This window comes from Sphingobacterium sp. HSC-15S19 (assembly GCF_050433745.1).
In the GTDB taxonomy this organism is placed as follows: Bacteria; Bacteroidota; Bacteroidia; order Sphingobacteriales; family Sphingobacteriaceae; genus Sphingobacterium; species Sphingobacterium siyangense.
The window spans coordinates 72,689-95,219 of sequence record NZ_JBNPWQ010000004.1 but is presented as its reverse complement, the minus strand read 5'-3'; the positions used below and the strand labels follow the sequence as shown (position 1 = coordinate 95,219).

Genomic DNA, 22,531 nt, shown 5'->3' with positions numbered 1-22,531 from the left:
CATAATTGTAATACATCTTAATTAGTTGCCGTAACCCGGATTTTGAACCAGCTGGGGATTCGTACTCAAATCCGTAGGACTAATGCGGATATAGTAGTTTCTTTCCAGAAATAATCTTTTTTGCTTCGGAGGTACTCCGGTTTCGAAAGTATACTTATTGCTTTTAACATTGAACCAAGGATATAGCGCTGTACCTCTATAGTTGGTTAGTCCGCCCTGCGATTCATCCATGTGGGCTACTCGCCAGCGCTTGAGATCCCAAAAGCGTAGCTTTTCAAAAGCAAGCTCTACCTTGCGTTCCTGCCGAACTTTGGCAATGGATATCGTTGCAAGTGACTGAATTCCGGCACGTGTGCGAATGGCATTTACCGCCTGCAAAGCTTCGGTGTCTTTGCCTCCGAGCTCGACACAGGCCTCGGCAAAATTAAGGTATATTTCACCAAGGCGAAATACTACCCAAGGTGTCTCCGAACGCTTGGCGTCAATATTTGTCATGTCTGTAAGCGTTTCATCAAAAAACTTACGCATATAAAACCCCGTTTTTGAAGCATCTCCGACGTCTGCACCGCCATCTTTACCCGATGTATTGTACCTCACACCGTCTATCGTAGCCACATTATCCTTGTCGGGCTGATTCTGTGCCTGGTATTTTTGCCCCGAGCCATTCTGCCCATTGATCACTCCTCGTATCCATTCGACCTTGCTGCCCTTTAATGGAGCGCCGGGAACATAGATGGAAGCAAACAACCGCGGGTCTTTCCCAACGAAAAGATCGTAGGGACTATCAAAACTACGCGGGGTCCCATCTGTATTTTTTAAAGACAATTTACCCGGGCTCCCATCGCTGTATTCAAATGCTTCGACCATTTCGAGCGTTGGGGTCACTCCGCAGCCCCAGCCATCACCACGATAGGAAAAAGGAGCATTCATCTTATCCCACATGTGACCTTTCCCGGCTGAAACATTATAGGTTTTCTGAAAGATGTATTCCCCATTATCGCCATTTACACTTTTTGAAAACAGCTCATAGAAATTCGCTGCTTTGTCGGCATTTTTGTTATAAAGGGTATAAGTGCCTGCCTCCAGCAATGCTTTTGAAGCATTATACGATTCGGTAAAATACCTCGTTGCCTCATTGGCTGCTATACCAACATAACCGCGCGTTACAGCCTCTCCACTTAAATTTGCATTTGAACCATATTTAGCGATCGAGCCAGCATACAGCGAAGCACGGGACCATAAGGCAAGGGCTGCACCTTTGGAGGCTCTATATTTACTTTCTGCAGATCGCGATACCGGAAGTATGTCGCTAATCGCCTTACATTCACTGATAATAAAATCGTAAACTTCCGATTCCTTATTTCTTGGAACCTGTAATGCCGAAAAATCGCCAGGAACGTATTCTTGTGGTGTCGTTAGCAAGGGGACACCACCATAGCGCTTCACCAAACCAAAATATTGCATCGCGCGTATCCACCTCGCCTCAGCATCGACTAGGCGCTTCTCCTCGTCGCTCAAGACTGTAGTCTCGCTCAGTTTCTTCAAGAAGTCGTTTGTACGTCTTATTTGGACGTATCGCGTCGCAAAAGGGTCTTCAAAGACGTAATCACTATACGTATATATCGAATTTGCATTACTAAATGCATAGTCTTTCTGATACGCTCCTGTCGCTTCATCAGACAAGGAGGTCAAATTGAGCAGATTTGATTTTCCTGTAAACCAATCGTCAAACTCATCTAATCGTAATCCCTCATCATACATCGTGACTAACACGGACTGTATCGCTTGCGGACTTTCCCAGATGAGATCAGAGGTGATAATTCCACTGGTAAGCTCCCGGTCTAGGTAATCGTTACAACTATATAAACTCAGTGTAAATGCACAACTCAGAAGAAGAGGACTGAAATATTTCATTTTCATAGTATAGGATTTTATAAAACTATATTAACACCAAAATTGAATGTTTTCAATTGTGGATAATAGCGCAATCGACTTTGATTGCTTTCAGGGTCTATATTTTTCAATAACGCATCACTCCCCGTGAACGTCAATAGGTTATTGGCATTAAAGTAGATTCTACACCGTTCAATCTTTAGGGACTCGGCCCATTTTTTTGGTAGAGAATACCCCACTTCCAATGTTTTTAACCGTAGATAATCTGCTTTATGTAAGGACCATGAGTTATCAGATCGGTTGTCCACCTGACCTGTTACCCGGGCTGCGGGCATTGTGCCGGCAATCCATTCACTATTGGGATCAGCAGGATCTGCCCGGTGCCATCGGTCGGTCATAAATGCAAATCCGTTACCTAGGCCCTGTTGGATAAACGGATCAAGTATATCGCCACTTATATAAATATCATGGCCTGCAGCTCCCTGAAAAAATAAGGTCATATCAAATCCTTTATAATTCGCGCCGAGATTTAATCCATAATACATTCTTGGTGTTGCACCATGACCGATTGGTTCTACATCGTTCCCATCTATAATGCCGTCGCCATTCACATCTTTGAATTTCAAATCTCCGGGAAGCAGGGATCGATTTCCATTATTATCCTGCACCGGTGAATTTAAAATATCTTCATACGAGGAAAATTGCCCCAAGACCGTCTTCCCCCACCGAATATCCTTATTTCTATCATTACTGTTGTTCCGCCAATTATCATACATATTGGTTGAAGCTGCACGTTCGACGTAGCCATAGCGGATGCGTGTTACAGAAAAATTGCCGGATATATTATAGGCAAAATCACCAATTTTATTTTTATGGCCTACAGTCCATTCAAAACCGGTATTGATATCTGAATTTAAATTTTCCTGTGGCATGGACTCGCCGAATGTTGTCGGGAAAGTGCCTTGTCTTGTCGCAGGAAGCCCAGAGCGTTCGCGTCTAAACCAGTCGAATTCCGTATTGATCAATCCGTTTTTAAAGGAAGCCTCAAACCCTAGATTCATGATATTAGACTCGTACCATGTCAACCAAGGATTGGCCATCCCACTGCTTCTCAGCCCAGAAGACAAGCCTCCAGTTCCCAGCACATAACTCCCTCCATAGACATATCCGTCGAGGTATTGGAATGCCGAAAAATCACCCTCATCACCGACTTGGGCATAGGAGCCCCGGATTTTTACGTTATCAAAATGAGCAAAATTTTCTTTGAAAAATTTCTCTTCCGAAATCCGCCAACCGGCTGAAACTCCCGGGAAGAATCCCCACCTGCGGTCCCGCTGAAATTTATAAGATCCATCATAACGGAAATTCAATTCAAGTAGATATCTTCGGTCATAGGCATAATTAAACCTTCCTACCAGACCTGCATGCGCCGTTTCCACACTTTTGCCACTCGTATTTTGGTTTTCGGTGTCTCCTTTACTGATGTCGTCAATGATCCCGATCGAAGATTCCCTAAAACCCAATATATCGGTCAAACGGTCGTGATAGGCCTCCCATAACAATAAGCCACTGACATCATGCTTTTGTCCAAATACACGGTTGTAATTGATCGAATACTGCTGCGTTGGCATATACAGATTTTCCATCTTGGACTCCAGGCTTGCTTTTTTTCTTAGAGCGACCTCGGTATAGTGTTCATTCGTCTGATTGTACTGGTAATCGCTCAATGCCTTTTGCCATGTTTTCCATTCACTGTTCTTATAGTCATAAGCGACCATAGCACGTAACGACAGTCCAGCTATCCACGGTAGCTTCCAATTTAGATCCAATGAACCGTTAAACTCTCTTCTCAGGCGCGATTCGTATCCACTATGCTCGATATAAGAGCTATGTATAGGGTTGGCCATGTTTCCAATGGCCTGCCAATAACTGGGATTATTATTGGCATAAATGGAATAAATAGGGATGGCCATCTGTGCCTGTGTAAACAGATCGTCACCTCCATACGGTTTTTCACGATCTTGTAAACGACCTGTCAATTTAAATCCGACGGTAAAATTTGGCGTAACATTCAGATCAATATTGGAGCGTAGATTATACCTTTTGAAGTTCCAGTCATCTGACCTCAAAATACCACCCTGGTCAACATATCCCACCGAATTATAATATTTAACTTTATCATTCCCCCCATAGATGCTGACATTGTGTGAGCTCTGTGGAGCATTGTTACGCACGAGGGAATCCCACCAGTCAGTACCCTGTGCTCCATTTTTGTAACTATCGAGTTGTTCTTGACTGTATGCTGGTACCCCAGTGTATGGATTAGAATTATAGATCGCTTCATTATACAGCGACGCATATTCATAGGCATTCATCATACGTGGATATCGCGTCACCTGCTGGATTCCATAATATCCATTGTACTCCACTTTAGTTTTTGAATTGCTTCCTTTTTTTGTGGTCACCAATAGCACCCCGTTGGAACCTTTAAATCCGTACACCGCGGCAGCAGCATCCTTTAATATTGATATAGATTCGATATCATTCGGATCGACCTGTGCAAAATCTCGCTGTACGCCATCCACGATAACGAGCATGCTACCGTACCCGCGGATATCCACCGACGCTCCGTCATCTCCGGGGGCACCGCTACGCTGTACCGCACGAATCCCCGGCAATCGACCAGCAAGCATATTTGTTACGTTTGGCGTCTTTACCTTAATCAGCTCTTCAGCCTGTATGGATGCAACTGAACCTGTTACCGAAGCTCGTTTCTGCACGCCGTATCCCACCACCACAACCTCGTCCATCATCGCTACACTATCTTGCAGAACAATGGATAAGTTTGTTCGTCCCCCTAGCAGGATTTCTTGGCTCTTATAGCCGGCGGCGGATAGCAGCAGTGTTTCGTTCGGATCTGTTGTAATGGAAAATTTTCCGGTTCCGTCCGTACTGGTTCCGATGGAGGGTGTGCGCTTTATTTGCACAGTGACCCCGGCGATCGGATTATTGGCAGCATCCGTTACTTGTCCGGTTATCCGGACGGGTGCTTTGGCCATAGCCATGAGGACAAGATCACTGTCCCAACGCTCATGACCATAAGCCGCGGATGTCATTAGTGCGATCCCTATCAAACTTGCCTTTAAGGCGCTCTTATAGGCTGCATTTAAATCACGCTGTATCATTTTTTATAAAATTTATTTTTGGTTAGTAATTCTTTATTAAAACGCTTACACGAATCACTTTGGCTTTATACATCTATACCTTATTTTTCATTAGGGATGGGATCCAGTGCAGCAGGATGTTGCGGATCAAAAATGGCAACACCAACCTTTGAATCAGCACAGCCATAGTATAGAAACCATTTCTGTTTAAAATAAACCAGGCCTTCAATAAACACTGTGCCGTCAACATATTGACCACTTTTTTCAAAAGCTTCCATTGGTCTTAGGAAAGGCACGTCCATCCTTGCTAATACTTTACCCGGATCTTTACTGTCGAAAAGAACTTGCCCTGCTGAATAAGTACCTTTATTAAATCGCTTATCTCCTTTTTCAGGGTGGTTTTTGCCATTATATAATAGTAGAATTCCTTTATCTGTCAGGATGGCCGGTGGGCCACATTCTGTTAAAGAGCTATCAAAATATCCCTCTCGAGGTGAGATGAACGCTTTGAGTTGACCTTTCTCATCTACAACCGGTTCCCAGTCAAGCAGATTATCCGACGTTGCGCCATATACACCATGCTCGCCCCAGTACATCCAATACTTCCCATTTACTTTAGTAATTAGCTGCTTACCATTTTCCAGTTTAGTGACAATCGATGCTGATTTATGCGATTTATTGACGAGCTCAGGCAGGATGTTCGATTTTTTAAAAATAGGCCCATATTTTGTCCAATTTTTAAGATCCTTTGAGGTAGCTACCCCCAGGCGAGGTACTTTTCGGTTCCATTGCGTATAGAACATCACATAGGTGCCATCTTCGGATTCGGCTATACGCGGATCCTCCGTTCCACCAGGCCATTCAAACTCACGCTGGCTATCAGCCCCGGGATAAAAAACAGGCGTGTTTTGTCGGTTGAAATGTGTTCCATCAGCGCTCGCAGCAAGCCCTAGACGTGAAGTACGATGACCAATTTTTATCCCCGTCTTATCTTCGGCACGATAAAGCACGTAGATACTATCTCCTTTTACCACCGCTGCCGGGTTGAAGGTGTCATTATTCTCCCAATGCACAAGTTGCCCATTCATGGGATTCATAAATGTGGTGGTACTATCCGGTTCGATTACAGGGTTTACCCCTGCTGGACGAACGAAACCGCCCATTACCCAGTCTGGGGCGAGATGGCGCTGCTGTCTTTGCGCGCTACAGCTCCAAAAAGTCACCGCAATCGCAATTATGGAAAGAGGTTTAAATAGCGTTATTATTTGTTTCATATGTCAATTATTTTAATATATGGTATTACGAAAATGTCTTTTTAGTATCAAAAGCGCATAATTATCTTAGAAAACCGGTTTTGCAAAACGAAATTAAGAAGTTTATAGATCAATATCGCTTTATGATGAGGATTTAATAATTATTTAATATGGGAACTTTAGGTTATTTCTTCCAATACTTTGCCCTTCGTTTCGGGCATACATAGAATAAACACGAAGGACGCGATAACCATCAGGGCATAGAATAAAAATACATAATATCCTCCGAGTACGCTACCTTCTACAATAATTGGAAATACCCAGGATATTATTGCAGCAAATAGCCAATGGGTCGTGCTCCCCAAGGAAGAGCCTTGGGCGCGAACCTCGTTCGGGAAAATTTCCGCCAAAAACACCCAAATCACGGCACCTTGTGATAAGGCAAAAGATGCTATAAATCCCATGATATAGAAAAGTAAAAATTGTGCGTTTACTCCTTTTAGGCCAAAGGCTGCCAATAACAGAAATAAGAACATGCCAATAGCGCCTGTCAAAAGCAGTTTTTTTCGCCCAAAACGATCTATGATGCTCATGCCAACCAGGGTGAAGAGCAAATTGGTACCACCGATAAAAATAGGCTGAAGGTAGGCTAATGCTGCACTAAAGCCCGCCATTTCGAAGATCCGTGGTGCGTAATATAGAATAGCATTAATTCCGGTCATTTGATTGAAGAATGCTAACAACACCGCAAAAAGTATAGGTTTGGCATACCGTTTTTGGAATAGGCTAACATGCTTACCAGATGTTTGGGGCGGATTGACCTGCACTTCAAATGGAGTTTCAAGCCGAAGATAACTTGCACGCGCTTTTTCAATGTGTCCCTGCTGCAATAGCCATCTTGGACTTTCGGGAATGAGATTCAATAGAAGTACAAATAATAGGGCAGGCACAGCCATGATACCGAGCATGTATCGCCATCCGCCTGAGTTTACGCTCATAAAGAGAAAATTTGTCAGATAGGCCGTAAAGATTCCCAGCACGATCATAATCTGAAAAGTCCCTGTAAGTTTACCGCGATCTTTTGCGGGAGCAATTTCGGAGGTATATACTGGTCCAACAACAGAGCTGATCCCCACAGCAAGTCCACCCAATAATCTGAACAACAGGAAAAGCTCCCAGATGGACGCTACTGCACAGCCCAATGCTGAGAGTAAATATAAAGCTGCAACGAAATAAAGCACGGGTTTACGCCCATAACGATCGGCCATACGTCCGGCGATAACGGCTCCTATAATGGTTCCGATCAGCGAGATCGATACGGTAAGTCCATGACGGACAGCATCCAAGTCCCAGAGTTTTTGTATGATTTGTTCAGCACCCGATATCACTGCTGTTTCAAAACCAAACAAAAAACCTCCCAACGATGCGATTAATGTAAATTTCCAAATGGGTTTCATATACTAAATGTCTTGAGGGTTAATCCGAGAAATAAGTTGCGTTCATCAAATGATGCAAGGGATAGCTCCGTATCAAGGGCACAAAGGAGCTTATCAAAAAAATAATTGTGGGCCTTGGCAATACTGCCTCCGATTATAATTGTGTCTGGCGTTAACGGATAAATATATTCTTTAATGAAAGTAATCAATTGGTTGCTTAGGAAATCAAAAGCCTCTTTTCTAAAAATTTCAAGATCTGGGCGTTCAGCGATGTCTTTTATGTTATCCACGGGAATATACCCAAATTTTTCTGTCAAATGAGCTAAGACCCCTCGGGTTGAAATGAAGTCTTCTACAATGCCGTTACTGAAAACTGCTGATCCTAAATTGAGATCTACGATTGTTCCATTTTCGTAAAGCGAAGAACCCAATCCGGTTCCTAAAGTCAGGCCTATAACGCGCCTATTTTCCATTTTTTTATTGACAACTTCGCCCAATAAAAAGGCTGCAGCGTCGTTATAAAAGTAGATCGAACTTAAATCAATTCCTGTGATATTCGCAAAAAATGTTTTTAGATTAAAGCCTAGTAGCGACTGATACTTATTCATTCCGTCCATTAAGGATATTCCGTTTTCGTAATCGAATGGGCCAGGGCAAGATATGAAAATTTCGGATGGTAAATGCGTAGTTGAACTTAAGGTCTTATCGATGGTTTGTTTTATGGCCGACAAAATCTGTACTCTTTCTGCGTTACTATTTACATTCCCGCGAAAGTACGATCCGTCCATGACAACTGCAGGGCTCCCGTGCACAAGGCCTGATGAGCAATGCGTACCACCCAAATCGACACATAAAATTATATTTTCGGTATGAGGCATTTTTGTTTTTAAAATTGGTTATTAATGATAATAAGCAAAACCGGTTTTGCTTAGATAATACGAAGATAACACTTATATTTGAAAATCAAATTTTTAATCTAAATTTTTATCTTCGATCCGTCTTACATCCTCTCTTAAGTTTAGCGGTAGCCCCCTATTTTGTATGTGCCATAAAAAAACTTTTGGCTTCTACTCGCACTTATTGCATTGGCAATAATCTTGTTTTTTGTAAATCGTAATAACAGTGCATCCGATGTCGCTGATACCAGGGACAGCACCGGCATGGTAACAGATCAGGGCGATATGGGCGGGGATACCCTTGCAACAACGGAACCAAGCTGGAATTCAGTAGATTTCAATAGTGCTGAATCTTCGGACCCGAATATCACGGACAAAGATATTCGCGTACGCTCCAGTGATGGCTATACCATTTACTCGCTTGGCGAAAATATATTATTTGCCACTGACCAAAGCGCCATACAAAGCAATTCCGAGGCGAAACTTAAACAAATTTCGTCGGCTTTGAATAAAGATTTTCAAGGTGCCTATGTAGGCGTATTTGGGAATACGGATTCTACAGGCACGGCATCCCACAACAAGCAGCTGGGCATGGAACGTGCTACTGCCGTGAAGGACTGGTTGGTTAGTCAAGGTGGAATTGACCAAAGCAAAGTAAGCGTACATTCACGTGGAGAAAATGCTCCTGTGGCTGACAATGCAAGCGCAAGCGGAAAAAATCAAAACCGAAATGTAGAGATCGTGGTTTTTCGCAATAAATAGAAACCTAAAGTTTTGAACTCAAAAATTTAAAGACATGGCATTAGAAGAAAAAAAATACGACCATTTGATCGAATTAGGAGGAAGCGATTATGAAATCGTTGATGGTGAACCAGATATTAGAGGCTGGAAGGTGAAAAATCAGGCCGGACAATCGCTAGGTGAGGTAGATGACCTCCTTTTTGACCCTCAAAGCCAACAAGTACGCTATATTATTGTTGACCTGAAAGATGCAGATTTACCTATTGAAGACGACAAAAAGATATTGGTGCCCATTGGCGTAGCTGCACTTTATGACGGGAAGCGTATACAGGCGAGTAATGATGAGCCGGGTACCGTGGAGCCCATCGACCGCGGCGGCATACTAACGGTAGATGAAATCGATCCCGTGGAACCTGCTACAGACTATCGCTATAATCCGGTCGATGATGGTGAAGTCGTGGTGATACCGGTTACTGCCGACCGTCTGACCAGACTACCGGCATACCGTGAAAATTACCTGGATCCGGATACTGAATTATCCATTCGCCATATTTATGAGGGAACAGGTGATGTCGGATTTACGGTAGGATCTGGTGTATATGACCACGATTTTTATCAACATCCACATTTTAATGAAGATACATTTTATAGCCCGGGATCAAAGACCGACGAATCTGCTGCGGAGCGCGAGCGTGCCCGACGTGTACGTGCTAGATACGATAGAAATTTAGATGGTGATCCCAATGATTTAATCTAAAGAATTTATCAGGTTAAGATCTTACCATTCCAAAGGTTTTCATTCTTTACAGTTTGAAAACCTTTTTTTTTCCGGGAACCTAGTCCTTAGCAGCTGCAGGCAGATCCTCCCATATTTGGCATTCGCCCCTGAAATTAAACCTCTCGTCCCCAAAATGAAGACCGGTCGCCATCGCACAAAAAATCATACAACTACGTACCTAAAAGTCATACATCCAGGGCAGATTACTGCGCTAACTAGCGAAGGAACTACCCTTCGCTATTTTCTTACGATTATTCCATACCGGTCATATTTTTAACCTCAGCTGGAATATTAAAAATGTAACCACCGCTATTGGGCAAGAGTTTGAATTGTTCAGTTTTACCGTCAACGGTTACCTCACGGACAATTTCCTTTTTAAAACGTTCGTCTTTATTCAACCGTCTCAAATCCGACCACCTTAGCCCTCTACGAACCAACTCTTTACGCCGCTCCCTAATTATTATTTTCAACAAAGCTTCGGAGTTAGTTTCCGTTACAGGCACAAAGAATTGTTTCTCAATCCGATTTTGCAACAGATAATTTAACTGTTCCAATGCGCTGGTAACATTTCCCAATCGTGCGTTACATTCAGCGGCATTTAATAATACTTCAGAAGTCGTCATACCTACAAAAAAGAGCCCTGCCCCCGTTCCCATATACTGCCCTTTAAATGTAGAGAAGCCATCTGTTCCTTTTTTATAGTTTGCCCGAAGTCGCAAGTCATGCGCTTCATATAGTTGAAGTAAATCCATTGTCAAGTACGACCCTCGACTCCCAATAAACATGGTCGAGCCGTTTGAGTATGCAAAAAATAACGTTTCAGCATTCATCGCTGGATAAGGATAAGCTGCATCGACATTCATTGTATTGAGATCCATCAAAGTCTTATAACTGCCCAATACCTTATCCGCATAATTTTTTGCTTGCACATAATCTTCCATCGCCAAATACACGCGTGAAAGTGCAGCAAAGGCTGAAATCCTGTTGGGTCTTGTCAGTATACCCAGTTCATGTGGCAGCAAGTCACTCGCTTGTTCCAAATCTTCAATAACCGAACGATAACATTCCCCAACTGTTGACCGCTTGGTTTTGTCATTGATATCAGCAGTCAACTTGAGCGGTATGCCAGCCCCATTATTATCACCTTTCTGATCAAAAGGCGCAGCATATAGCTGCAAAAGAGTAAAATGCATCAATGCCCGATGAAAAAGCGCCTGTCCTTTGATGTTAGAAGGATCAAGCCCTTTCAAAATTTTAATATCAGGAAGTCCATCCAGCACCGTATTTGTTACAGCAATAGCTTTATACGCGTTGCGCCACACAACCATGTTTTCAACTGTTCCATAGAGCGCCGGATTTTGAAAGGTATACACTTGTTGTTCAAAATTGTAAAGCCTATTGTAACCAGCGTCCGAAACGAAAAAATCATCTGTACAAGCTTCGAGCAAAAAAGGGTAACTCCCCAAATTGAGCTGATTACCTGCATCAAGAAGTGCCTGCATATCCTCCAATGTGGATGGCACTGTGCTTGTTTTATTTGTTTTATCCTCTAGAAATTTAGTACAGGAAGCCATACAAAATAGGCTTACTAGGAGTAGTTTGTAAATATATTGTTTCATGACACAAGTATTAAAAATTAATATTCCCACCAACTGAAATTACGCGCGGAGCAGGCAAATCCAAATAATCAGGATCGAGATTTTCCTTATTCTTTCGCCAGATCAATCCCACGTTATTTGCTCCAATGTAAAGTTGGCCTTTGATCTTTTTGTCGCTTAGGCCAAAGTTATAACCGAACCTAATATTTTGCAGCCTAATGAGATCACCTTTGACGATATTATTCGTAGAATGCTGATAAAACAGATCGCGATAACTATCATTGGGATATTGCATCGATGGAACTGTTGTCGTCAATTCGTCCCCCGGCTGCTGCCATCTCTTGGCAAAATCAGCGTGTCCATCCCAAGAGTCAAATAAACTACCATAGACAATGGATTTCTTCTTAAAATAGTGGCCAAATTTAAAGAGCAGACTAAAATCTAGGTAAAACTTGCCATAGCCTATGGTAGTATTCCATGCTCCGTATATTGGCGGTAAGGCTGTACCATGGTAATTTAGATATTGCAATGAATCTGTCGTCAGGGCCTGATAATCTTTCGATATTTCGCCATTTTTATATCCCCTTGGATCGCCATTGACCGGATCCAGCCCAGCGGATTTATAAGAGAAAACAGGGTACAGAGATTTATCCAATAACGGCATCAGCGTCTGTCCCCCATCCAGATACAAGCTTGTCGCTCCGATTGTCCCTCTATAATCAGTCACTTTATTTTTGCTATAGGAAAAATTAATGGAAGATTGCCAGTAGCCTTTTCCGAACCTACCGCTTGAGGCGAGCGTTAAATCAATGCCATGCGTTGCTATTTGACCTACATTTTTTGTCAACAGCGAATAACCCGAAGTCGGATCTAAGGGATCATCAGAAAGTAGGTCAAAAGACTTTTTCCGATAATAATCTAGATTAGCCATTAATTTTCCACCGTATATTGAGAAATCCAGGCCAAAATTTAAGGTACTTACCGTTTCCCATTTGAGTCCCGGGTTTGGCGGGCTTCCAATCAGAGCATAAGGCAGATTGCTGTAATTTGAATTACCGACGTAGCCGATCACAGTTTTATTGAGTGCCCCATAAGGTTGTACACCACCATAACCGAAGGTTGTCCGCAGTTTAAGATGATCTATCCAATCGGTCTCTTTCATAAATTTTTCCTTTGCTATCTGCCAAGAAAGTCCTGCCGACCATAGTGGATTCCACTGGCTGTTGACATTCGTCCCGAAGGAATTCGCGGCATCCTTTCGCGCAGAAAAAGAAAGCCCGTATTTCCCTTTGTATTCGTATAAGCCATTAAAATACATGGAAACGGTTCTCGACAATGTTCCTGCATACGAATCCAAGGGCGTCATAAACCCGTAGCCGAGCCCACCGTAGAGCTGATAGATAGCATTATAATCCATGCTTTTGCGGCTGAGAACTTCGGCATTGTAACCATAAGATCCCGAAGAGCGCTGGTCGGCATTTCTGGTATAAAGCTCAGTACCGATCAGTGCATTCAAGACATGGTCGCCCCCAAAAGACTTGTTGAAGCTCACTTGTACCCTTCCACGATGCGATTGCATCTCATTGTCAGCATTGCGCAATATAGCTCCAAATGGAAAATCGTAGAGCTTTGCCCCATCGACAATTCGCGTATACTTATTGATCAAATCCCGCACCTCAAAAGAATCCTCTCCGGAAAGCGATTCTGATTTGGTATTACTATGCTCATAACCGTAGATCAAATCTGCCTTTAAGAACGGGAGGATGTCATAATGCAAGTTAAAATTTAAATAAAGGTGCCGATTCCAGGACTTGTAAGTCGACTTATCCCGATCCGCTAAAGGTCGGTAGTTCCAGTCCAATAGACCGTCAGCATTTGCCTTTTCGAGAAAAGATGAATTATAAAATCTCGGAATCGACAGGAAGTTTCCTTTGTCGTCCACTAGCGAGGCATAAGGATACAAATTATTTTTTCCACCCCCGGGAATCATCGGATAACGTGGCGTTGAAGAGAAAATTCGGTCTCGACCATTGATCAGGGAAAGCGTGTTCTCTATGGATAACTTTTGCCCCAATTGCCAGCTGTTTACGGCCCGCAAGGTTAACCGGTCATTATTTGCCCCTTTCGTATCCCCTGTACCACGATCATAGCCAACCGAATAGCTGTACAGTTATTAGCTCAACATGCATTGCCTCAACGTAAGAAAGGTAAAGTAAAAGAAAGAGATGAGTGCGCTGAAATTCTAAAAAAAATACGACAACGTGAAGAAGAAATCATGCAAATTCAGATGAAGATTATTCAACTCTATGAGGAACTGTACAAAAAAGATACTGTTTAAATACCAGTTGCACTAAATGCTATTCTTTCTATCGTGGAAAGTTTCAATAATCTTCTATACTCTAATTTTTAATGTATATTTGAAAAATATTTAGGTATATTTTGTACATGCACAAAGGTTGGAGCTTCCGTTTCCAACCTTTATTTTTTGTGGGGCCAGACAAACCCTTATTGTTTCTTCATCACATTCGCCGCTTTTAAGCGAAACATAGCATACAACCTAGCGCGCAAAATCATTATATTAGCATTCTAATCTGATATTATAAATCTTAATGAGGAATTATTTAAAGGATATTTTTTTTCAATTGTTACGTATAGGCCTTTGGGGAAAGGGTCAACTCGTGTTGGCAACGCCCAGTTTGCGCCGCAAGAAGTTTTTTTTCTTCACACTTGTCCACTCGTATTCCAGGTTTATTGGCAAAGACAGTGATTAAAAAATTATAAAAAGACTTCCTTATTCGGGAAGTCTTTTTATAATAGAGTTATAATTTATGTTCAGTAGTGGTACTGCTCTCTTTCTTTTGGAGCTGAATTTGATTACCTTCAAGCTCTTCGGCTTTTACACCTTTTGGATTGCTCCATAATTTTTTCTTATAAGCATCCAGCTTCTCCTCGACTTTCTTTCCATCAAGCTGCTGCCCACCATTTTCAGTATCTTTTAGATTCTGTAACATCCCTGGAGAGGATTCTCGTACAATTGTGCTTGCAAACTTGTTCTGTACGAAAAAATCATCCATGCTCATTTCATACAGCCCTTTGTCCGGATCGGAGATATCGACCTGAACCAAAGCATAACGTAACTGCGGAAAGTAAAGCCAAAACGCAGGTGTAGCACCTACCGATTCTGCCAGTTCAGCCGAAGTTGTTATATTCATCAAGGGAGCTACGCCAATAATACGCGTTTCAAGCCTACTACGCTGTTTATCAAAAAAGATATCCTCTTTTACGCGGAATTTAGTCACACGAGCTGGATCAAATTCGTTCAGCGCCATTTTGGAGTCAATCTGGTTTCCCTCACCATCAAAAATGGGTACAAGCACGCTATCTGCAAATCTTGCCATCCCCTCCTGCGCACTTAATCTTCCTTTAAAAGAATCATCGTCGGGGCTATACAACGATAGTTTTCCCTTTTCAATGGCTTTCATAACTACCTCTATTAATGAATTACCCGGCACAGCCAATATAGCGTTCTTCTCATCTTTTAGGTCAATATCTCGCCAGACGCGTTTATAAAAACGAATATTCTTTTTATTAACCTCCGGATAAGCAAAAGGCACAGCATCTTCCATATTATTTGCCTGGTAGAATCCATCTGTTGTCGGAATAGTATCTTGGATAACTTCCTGAGAAACGTTTGCATTAAGTGTATCGGGAATTATATTTTCTTGTGCTGTAGCAGTTCCAATGCCTAATCCCATCAAAACTGTCGTCAATATTTTTATGTTCATCACGTTTAATTTATATGGTGATCAATGAATTAATACTTCCGTGTTTTACTTTGTACAGTAGGCATTTCAAACGCCGACATCACACAACGGAAACCGATATAAGAATGTGGCTCATAATCTACGGAATAGTTTCTGGTTTCGCTATTTAGCTGTTCACCATTATCTTTCCATGAACCGCCCCTTACCACCTTACGTTTTAGAGCATCCCCATCCTTTGGATCTGCATCATACAATAACGCGGGGTTCAGATCATTTACAAATACCACTGCAGAGGGGCTGTATGCATCCAACGTCCATTCCGATACATTACCGGCCATATTATAAACTCCGAAAGCATTTGGCATATACGATTTAACAGGCAATGTAAAAGTTGCGCCATCACGGGAATACGTTCCCTCGCCCTGCTTAAAGTTTACTGCCAACTTCTTCTTACCATCATTTCCATCAATCGTCATACGGGAACCTGCAATGGTATCCTGCGGATCCAATTTTCCCGAAGCAGCATATTGCCACTGTGCCTCTGTAGGGAGACTAAGACTCAGCTGATAACCATTTAAATAGGAATTTTTTAATACCGTTGCCGCCATTTCGTTGGCGCGCCAGTCTGTAAATGCACGTGCCTGTCTCCAAGTTACGCCCACAACAGGGTAATAATCAAAAGAAGGATGGGTGAAATAATTCGCATCTAAAGACGCTAATTGTGCGTTTGGAAAGTCCTTTGTCCAGATATCTTCCACAGGCATTACTGCAACGGTATCTGTTACATATTTCTTTTTCATATTCCCTTTGGATTGCAAATAGGAAAAACGGTATTTAATCACATCTGGATTAAGTGCCCGTCTATTTCCTCGCATCTCCAACATAGGAGCCAAGCGTTCCTGAATACTCGGATCGTTGCTTTTCCAAAGTGGTGAAACTTTTTTGACTTTTGCCCAATTAATACGTTTTTGGCCAACTTCCTCCCCAGCGATATCCAAAAAATAACTATCATCCTGCAGATAATCTGTAACAGCCACTGAATCGGCCACCCAGTTTACAAATTCACGGTACTGTTTATTGGTTACTTCCGTTTCGTCTATAAAGAAAGCACTTACACTAACGTTCTTACCCACATTTCCACTATCCAATGAGCCTTTAAAAAGTATTGTTCCGGAAGGGATATACACCATTCCTGGTGGCGGGGGCAACTTACCACCCTTAAAAGCATTTACCTTTGGCGCCTTATACATAGCGGAATTAGACTTACAGGCAGCGAAGCCGATTAATATAGCAAAAGCCAATAGCCCAAACAGCTGACGCTTATAATTCGCTTTAAATATATTTTTCATACGTTTATTTTTTCAATTAGCTTACTTACGATTGAATAGCGCATATTTTACACCCACGGAAACAAAGCCATATTGGTCATTGCTCTTATTTTTGACGCCATCAAGATTATCATTTGTTGTCAAAGTATGTTGGTAATTAACGTTGATTGCCCATTGAGGTCCATACAACGTGCGGCCAAATGGAATATCAAGCCCAATATCTAAAGGAACGACAAAATGGATTTCGCCCAGATCAGTAGAAAGTTCACCTCCATTATTCTCAAGATAATTCTTATAGAAACTTGACGTTGTTCTATTTATTCTATTTTTTACTAACCCGGCCCCAGCTCCTACATAGATATTGGATAAAATTCTTGACAAAGTATTGGCTTCTAACGTATAATAACTATAGTTATCAGGATGGCCCATAAATTGGCCTATACGGATTTTTCCATTAATATTACCAGCAAAGTATCTATTTTTAAATTCACTGTCATACCCTTTACCGGCTAAAGTTCCTTTTTCACCTCGCAATCCAACAGATAGATAAGGCGTGATTAAATAATCAGCCTCCCCATAGAAGGCAAATTTAGGTTCGACATTCGCTAAATCCGTAAAATTTAAAGCAACACCTGCTCCCGCCCCTACACTGATAGGTCTAGAAAACTGTCCGAAAGTAGTCTTAGCCATCAAAGACAGTAAGGCTACAAAAGCGCATAGTAACTGTTTTTTCATTTGTATAATCTATTTTTCACTGATAAAAGAACTCTTAAGGTTAGGTCGTATAGATCGAATATAAATCTAAGCAATCTAAACGATATAGTTAAAAACGACGGTGCTCACTCTTTATTGTAAAAGAAACAAACCCCAAGCCGAAGCATCGACTTGGGGTTGAACAACAATAAGGCCAAAAATCCGATGACCAAAAATTTATTTTATATTTAGTCGATCTTTAAGATCCTGCCAAATTTTAGCGATACCTGTTTTCTTCTTCCCTTTATCGCCGTAACCATAGCCATAGCCATAGCCGTAACCATAGCCTTTCGCAAAATCAACATCATTGACTATTGCAGCCAAGTTTTTCAGCTTGCCATCAACATATAGCTCTCGAGGTACCTGTAATAAACGTTTGTCCAGATAATTTGCTCTAGAAACATATAATGTAAGGTCAGCATTATGAGCAATTAGTAAGGTATCGGTAACCAAACTTACTGGAGCGGTATCAACAAGAACATAATCATAATGCTCACGTGCATACTTAATTACATCATCAAAGTGTCCGTTCATTAAAAGTTCAGCAGGATTCGGGGCTATATATCCAGAGTAAATTACATCGAAATCATAATTCCCCGGTTTTTTAATGATGATGTTATCTACATCCATATCCGGATTGATCAAAAACTGTGTAATACCCACATTTGTGTGTTGCAAGTGTGATAAACCCAAATAGTCTAATACTTTCGGGCTACGAATATCCGCACCTATCAAAAGTACATTTTTGCCCGACATCGATAAGATTTGGGCGAGGTTTGTCGTTACAAAGGATTTCCCCTCCCCCGAAATTGTAGAGGTAACAAATACAACTTTTGAGCTTTCCTTTTGGTCAGCACCAAACATGAAGTTCATATTGGTTCTCAAAATTCGGAATGCTTCAGCCAAAGAAGAGCGATCATTTAAGTGGATGACTGTATCCTCTGCAGTAGGAATCTCACCCAATACCGGGGCCTTAACAATATCTTCTATATCTTTTCTTGAATGAACTTTGTTATCCAATAAAAATTTAATATAGATAAGTGCGAATGGAATAATAAAACCAATAATTAGGGCTGCAAAGAGGATGATGACTCTCCGAGGAGAAACGGGAATTCCATTATTATATGCCGCATCAATGATTTTTAAGTTATCTGGAGTAGCGGCAGCTTTCACTTCACTTTCTTCTCGTTTTTGCAATAATAATAAGTACAAAGACTCTACAATCTGCTGCTGTCTAGAAATCTTTTTAAATCCTTGTTCCTGATTTGGAATAGAACTTATGCGTCCCTTAATTTCATTAGATTTCCTTTCAATACTATTTAATGCTAGCTTCGTTACTTTCTGATAGTTATCAAGAGATTGTCGTATATTTTTATCACTTTCTTCAATATTCTCATTCAAAGCAACCACTGTTGGGTTTAATTCCGATGCAGATTTTAATAAATCATCTCTTTCCAATACAAGTTTATTATACTCTGCTATTGTTGAAACAATAGTTGCATCTTGAAGTCCAATATTTGATGGCAACAACTTGCCTGGCTTTTGATTTCTCAAAAAATCATTCATATGATCAACGAGCTGCAATTGCGTGCGGTATTCCAAAACTTTCTTATCATTTTCAGAGGCATTATTGAGAAATACTCCTGCTTCCGTTGCCATATCCACCATCGAATTGGAAGTTTTAAACTCCGCGGCTTCTTCATCAGCACCTGAAAGATCTTTTGAAATCAATACCAGTCTCTTATTGATAAAATCAGAAGTTGCGCGCGTCATTCGAAGCTTATCATTTGTCAAGTCGGCATTATATGTTTCTATAAGACTATTCAACACTAATTCTGCCTTTTTGCCTAATGTAGAAACCATAGCAAAGTTTACAATGTAAGATTGAATTTCTTTACTTGGAGAAATCAAAATCGAGCTTAAGTTAAGATCTACGGCCCAGTCTCTAGGAATAACTTTAATCTCAAAATCATCATTCCTATTTAATGGAAAAGAGCCGTTACGCCGAAAAATAATTGAATTTTTACCTATCTTAACTATCTTATCGAAACCTGCAGTTATTTTCTCGTCAGTAGTCGTATTAATAATCTTTAAATTCAGCTTCTCATCCAAACTTACCTTAATGGATAATCTTATACTATCCAAATTCCCTTGTGGTTGTATGTAAAAAGGCATATCTCTTTCCAACATTTCAGAAGACCTTATATTACCTTTTTTCTCATAAATTATATTGAGGTGATGCTGATCCACTACTTTTCGCATCAGTCTTCTAGAAGTCAGTACTTCAATCTGATCAGTCACGAAAGCAGATCTAGAGCCTCCAAACCCCATGCTACTGCTTAACTCTGCAATCCCGGCCAATTCCCCAGCAGATGCGCTTCGTTCATCTCTCAACAAGATCTTTGCAGTTGTGCTATAAGTCTTCTGCGCATAACGCAAATAAACTACTGCGACTGCCAAAGAAAGAATAACGGAAATTACAAACCATTTCCAATAGAAGGCATATTGCTCAAACAACTGCCTTAAATTAACTTCTTCTTCCCTATCTTCTTTAAGATGTATAGATTTCTGTTCCATAGATAATATTATCGGGTCAATATTGATATGACGGTAATTAAAAGACTAGATATCGAAATTATAATATTTGTATTTGCGCCTAATTTCGAACTATTGATCTGAGCTTGATTAGGCTCAACATATATAACATCGTTCTGGGCTAAATAATAATAAGGCGAGTTTAGTGTGCTTTGCTTTGTAAGATCTAAGCGATTCATTGTCTTCTGACCGTTAACTTCGCGAATGACCATTACATTTTCACGTACCCCTCGAATAGTCAGATCTCCAGCCATACCAAGAGCTTCCAATACCGTCACTCTTTCAGATGGTAAAACAAATGATCCCGGCCTAGCGACTTCGCCTAGTACTGAAACCCGGAAGTTATTAAAATTTATATTAACTCCTGGATCTTTTATATACTTTTCAAGTTCTAATCGAATCTTCTCGATTGCTTCAATACGTGTCAAACCAACAACTTTGGTTTTACCTAACATCGGCAAAGTTATATTACCATCATTATCTACAGTATAAGTTGGTCGCAAAGCCATATCAGTATTTTGGGACATATTTCCGTTTGCTATCGAACTTATAGGGTTAAATGGCGCTGTCACTTTAGGATCAGCAGCTGTTACCACAACAGTCAGGATATCATTCTCCTGAATTTTGGGCACATACTGATTATATAAAGTATTTATCTGCGTCGAATCATTTTGCAGATAAACCATTTTTTTCCTTGATCCACATGAACTAAATAATATAATTATCAAGGCGCAAAAGAGCCCCATTGATAGGCCATACTTTAAAATTGATTGCATGTTTTTATTTCTAATTTGAATTGATTGCTATTATCTAATTGACAAAATTATATTTTTTTTTGCAAATACTTGAAATTCGTTGACGTTTACAAAACGCAAGCCAATGAGCAAAATTTGTGCCTGAAAAAATTTCACCTGCAAATAATCTAAATTGATTTAAAATATTCAACAGGCCAGGTAAAATCATCTTCTACAGCATGCGATAAAGGATAATCTGCATAAACCAACAATTCACTATCCTGTTCCAACGCCCTAAAGGCTGTTGCATAGCCATTTGGCACATTCAACACCTTCATTTCCCCCGCTCTTAATATGATATTATGAATTGGTAATGATTGATCAGGCTTTGCCCAATTGTCGATTTTCACCAAATCTAATGAAAATTCTCCTGAAAGTACATAAAACCATCTTTGCTCAATTTTATGTCCTCGCCACCCACGAGTCAACTCTGTATCTGCATTCCTTATAATATAAAACCGTTTGACTAGACTCATATCAAATTCATTTACAAAACGAATTGACCCTCGTTCATCCTGCGCTATTCCTCCTTGGATTGTATTTGGTTCTATGCTTATCATATTAATGAATTGCGTATTTTTTTACAATATATGTTTTTAAAATCAAATAGACTGCACTTAAGACAGTGAGTAAAACAATAGCAAATATAAATTGCGAATAGAATGTCGCATTTGCAAATTGGATGACCATATATCCAACAATAAACTGTAATAGTCCATAGACAAAAGATACTAAAAGTTTATTCACCTTTGCTTCATTAGCTAAGAACTGATATAAATGCGAACGATGTGCTTCAAAAATGTTTTCTCTGCGCAATAACCTTCTAATTATAGTCCAAACCGCGTCTAATCCGTAAATAGCTAGAAATAAGATATAAATAAGGTTACCCGTTTTTATTATCAGAGCGCCTAATGCAAAAAGTAGAATATAGGCAATAGTGACAGACCCAACGTCCCCGGCGAAACATTTAGCCTTAATCCTAAAGTTGAAAAAAGAAAACACCATCACACCTAATAGGGAATAAGTTAACAAATTCTGGTCTATAAACATCAACTTATTATTGACAATCGAGAGTAAAACGCCAACCGATAAGCTATAACATGCTGTAATGCCATTGATCCCATCCATAAAATTATATGCATTAATAACACCTACAATAATAATAAATGTAAGAAGGAGATAATACCAAGGCATGGAAAATACTTCTAACTGATAAGTCATTAACAACACCGATGCAAAGTGAATCAATAGCCGCACCTTATTGGAAAGTGTGAATATATCATCAAGAAAAGATATGATGGTCATTAACGACAATCCAAGGAAAAACCAAGGATACTGAAAACCAGATTGAAAGAAGTAGATCAAAGCTGCGAAATAAAAAATTATGCCTCCTCCGCGTAATGTTATCGTACTGTGGGACGATCTTTCATTCGGTTTGTCAATTATGTTAAATTTGTCTGCGACTTTAAAATATACAAGTTCCAAAATGAACAGTCCAATTAAAATAAATATATATATCATTACTTCAAATATTGTAG

The 22,531-nt window shown here is 40.6% G+C and carries 17 protein-coding genes; 3 read left to right on the top strand and 14 right to left on the bottom strand.

Features of this window, described 5'->3' with window-relative positions:
- Window positions 1-21 precede the first annotated feature (21 nt).
- The 5 genes from L1283_RS04635 to L1283_RS04615 form a co-directional block, all read right to left on the bottom strand.
- On the bottom strand, window positions 22-1,920 hold the full coding sequence (locus tag L1283_RS04635; protein ID WP_429625871.1) for a RagB/SusD family nutrient uptake outer membrane protein: 1,899 nt from the start codon (window positions 1,918-1,920) through the stop codon (window positions 22-24).
- 11 nt (window positions 1,921-1,931) lie between these two features.
- Entirely contained in the window at window positions 1,932-5,078 is a 3,147-nt protein-coding gene (locus tag L1283_RS04630; protein ID WP_429625870.1) for a SusC/RagA family TonB-linked outer membrane protein, read from the bottom strand.
- Window positions 5,079-5,158: 80 nt separating this feature from the next.
- Window positions 5,159-6,331 carry a glycoside hydrolase family 130 protein gene (locus tag L1283_RS04625; protein WP_429625869.1) on the bottom strand — a complete coding sequence of 391 codons (1,173 nt, stop codon included), beginning with the start codon at window positions 6,329-6,331 and terminating at the stop codon, window positions 5,159-5,161.
- A 158-nt stretch (window positions 6,332-6,489) separates the two neighbouring features.
- Complete coding sequence (locus L1283_RS04620) at window positions 6,490-7,767, bottom strand: sugar porter family MFS transporter (RefSeq protein ID WP_429625868.1); 1,278 nt, start codon at window positions 7,765-7,767, stop codon at window positions 6,490-6,492.
- The gene (locus tag L1283_RS04615; protein WP_312194515.1) at window positions 7,764-8,624 is read right to left on the bottom strand and encodes an ROK family protein; all 861 of its coding nucleotides are present in this window, start codon (window positions 8,622-8,624) and stop codon (window positions 7,764-7,766) included. The genes L1283_RS04620 and L1283_RS04615 overlap by 4 nt, the downstream gene beginning before the upstream one ends.
- A 219-nt stretch (window positions 8,625-8,843) precedes the next feature.
- Between L1283_RS04615 and L1283_RS04610 the strand changes: the two genes are divergently transcribed.
- Both L1283_RS04610 and L1283_RS04605 read left to right on the top strand, forming a co-directional pair.
- Window positions 8,844-9,404, top strand: coding sequence for an OmpA family protein (locus L1283_RS04610; protein ID WP_313419644.1), 561 nt, complete (start codon window positions 8,844-8,846; stop codon window positions 9,402-9,404).
- Window positions 9,405-9,438: 34 nt separating this feature from the next.
- A complete protein-coding gene (locus L1283_RS04605) occupies window positions 9,439-10,140 on the top strand; it encodes a PRC-barrel domain-containing protein (RefSeq protein ID WP_429625867.1) in 702 nt (233 codons plus the stop codon).
- A 272-nt stretch (window positions 10,141-10,412) separates the two neighbouring features.
- On the opposite strand, the gene L1283_RS04600 is transcribed toward L1283_RS04605, so the two are convergent.
- A complete protein-coding gene (locus tag L1283_RS04600) occupies window positions 10,413-11,780 on the bottom strand; it encodes a RagB/SusD family nutrient uptake outer membrane protein (RefSeq protein WP_429625866.1) in 1,368 nt (455 codons plus the stop codon).
- Window positions 11,781-11,790: 10 nt separating this feature from the next.
- A complete protein-coding gene (locus L1283_RS04595) occupies window positions 11,791-13,833 on the bottom strand; it encodes a hypothetical protein (protein WP_429625864.1) in 2,043 nt (680 codons plus the stop codon).
- Window positions 13,834-13,947: 114 nt separating this feature from the next.
- Between L1283_RS04595 and L1283_RS04590 the strand changes: the two genes are divergently transcribed.
- The gene (locus tag L1283_RS04590) at window positions 13,948-14,097 is read left to right on the top strand and encodes a hypothetical protein (RefSeq protein WP_429625862.1); all 150 of its coding nucleotides are present in this window, start codon (window positions 13,948-13,950) and stop codon (window positions 14,095-14,097) included.
- A 481-nt stretch (window positions 14,098-14,578) separates the two neighbouring features.
- Here the strand turns inward: L1283_RS04590 and gldN are convergent, their stop codons facing one another.
- From gldN to L1283_RS04555, 7 genes are all read right to left on the bottom strand, one after another.
- Window positions 14,579-15,544, bottom strand: a complete 966-nt coding sequence (gldN, locus tag L1283_RS04585; RefSeq protein ID WP_429625861.1) for a gliding motility protein GldN — start codon at window positions 15,542-15,544, stop codon at window positions 14,579-14,581.
- A 29-nt stretch (window positions 15,545-15,573) separates the two neighbouring features.
- On the bottom strand, window positions 15,574-16,872 hold the full coding sequence (locus tag L1283_RS04580) for an SUMF1/EgtB/PvdO family nonheme iron enzyme (protein WP_429625859.1): 1,299 nt from the start codon (window positions 16,870-16,872) through the stop codon (window positions 15,574-15,576).
- Between the two features lie 21 nt (window positions 16,873-16,893).
- A complete protein-coding gene (locus L1283_RS04575) occupies window positions 16,894-17,586 on the bottom strand; it encodes an outer membrane beta-barrel protein (RefSeq protein ID WP_429625858.1) in 693 nt (230 codons plus the stop codon).
- 195 nt (window positions 17,587-17,781) lie between these two features.
- Entirely contained in the window at window positions 17,782-20,181 is a 2,400-nt protein-coding gene (locus L1283_RS04570; RefSeq protein WP_429625857.1) for a GumC family protein, read from the bottom strand.
- Window positions 20,182-20,189: 8 nt separating this feature from the next.
- Window positions 20,190-20,975 (bottom strand): polysaccharide biosynthesis/export family protein, encoded by a 786-nt coding sequence (locus L1283_RS04565; RefSeq protein WP_429625856.1) that lies wholly within the window; start codon window positions 20,973-20,975, stop codon window positions 20,190-20,192.
- A gap of 146 nt (window positions 20,976-21,121) precedes the next feature.
- Complete coding sequence (locus L1283_RS04560) at window positions 21,122-21,553, bottom strand: hypothetical protein (protein ID WP_429625855.1); 432 nt, start codon at window positions 21,551-21,553, stop codon at window positions 21,122-21,124.
- 1 nt (window position 21,554) lies between these two features.
- Entirely contained in the window at window positions 21,555-22,514 is a 960-nt protein-coding gene (locus L1283_RS04555) for an MraY family glycosyltransferase (RefSeq protein ID WP_429625853.1), read from the bottom strand.
- Window positions 22,515-22,531: the final 17 nt, after the last annotated feature.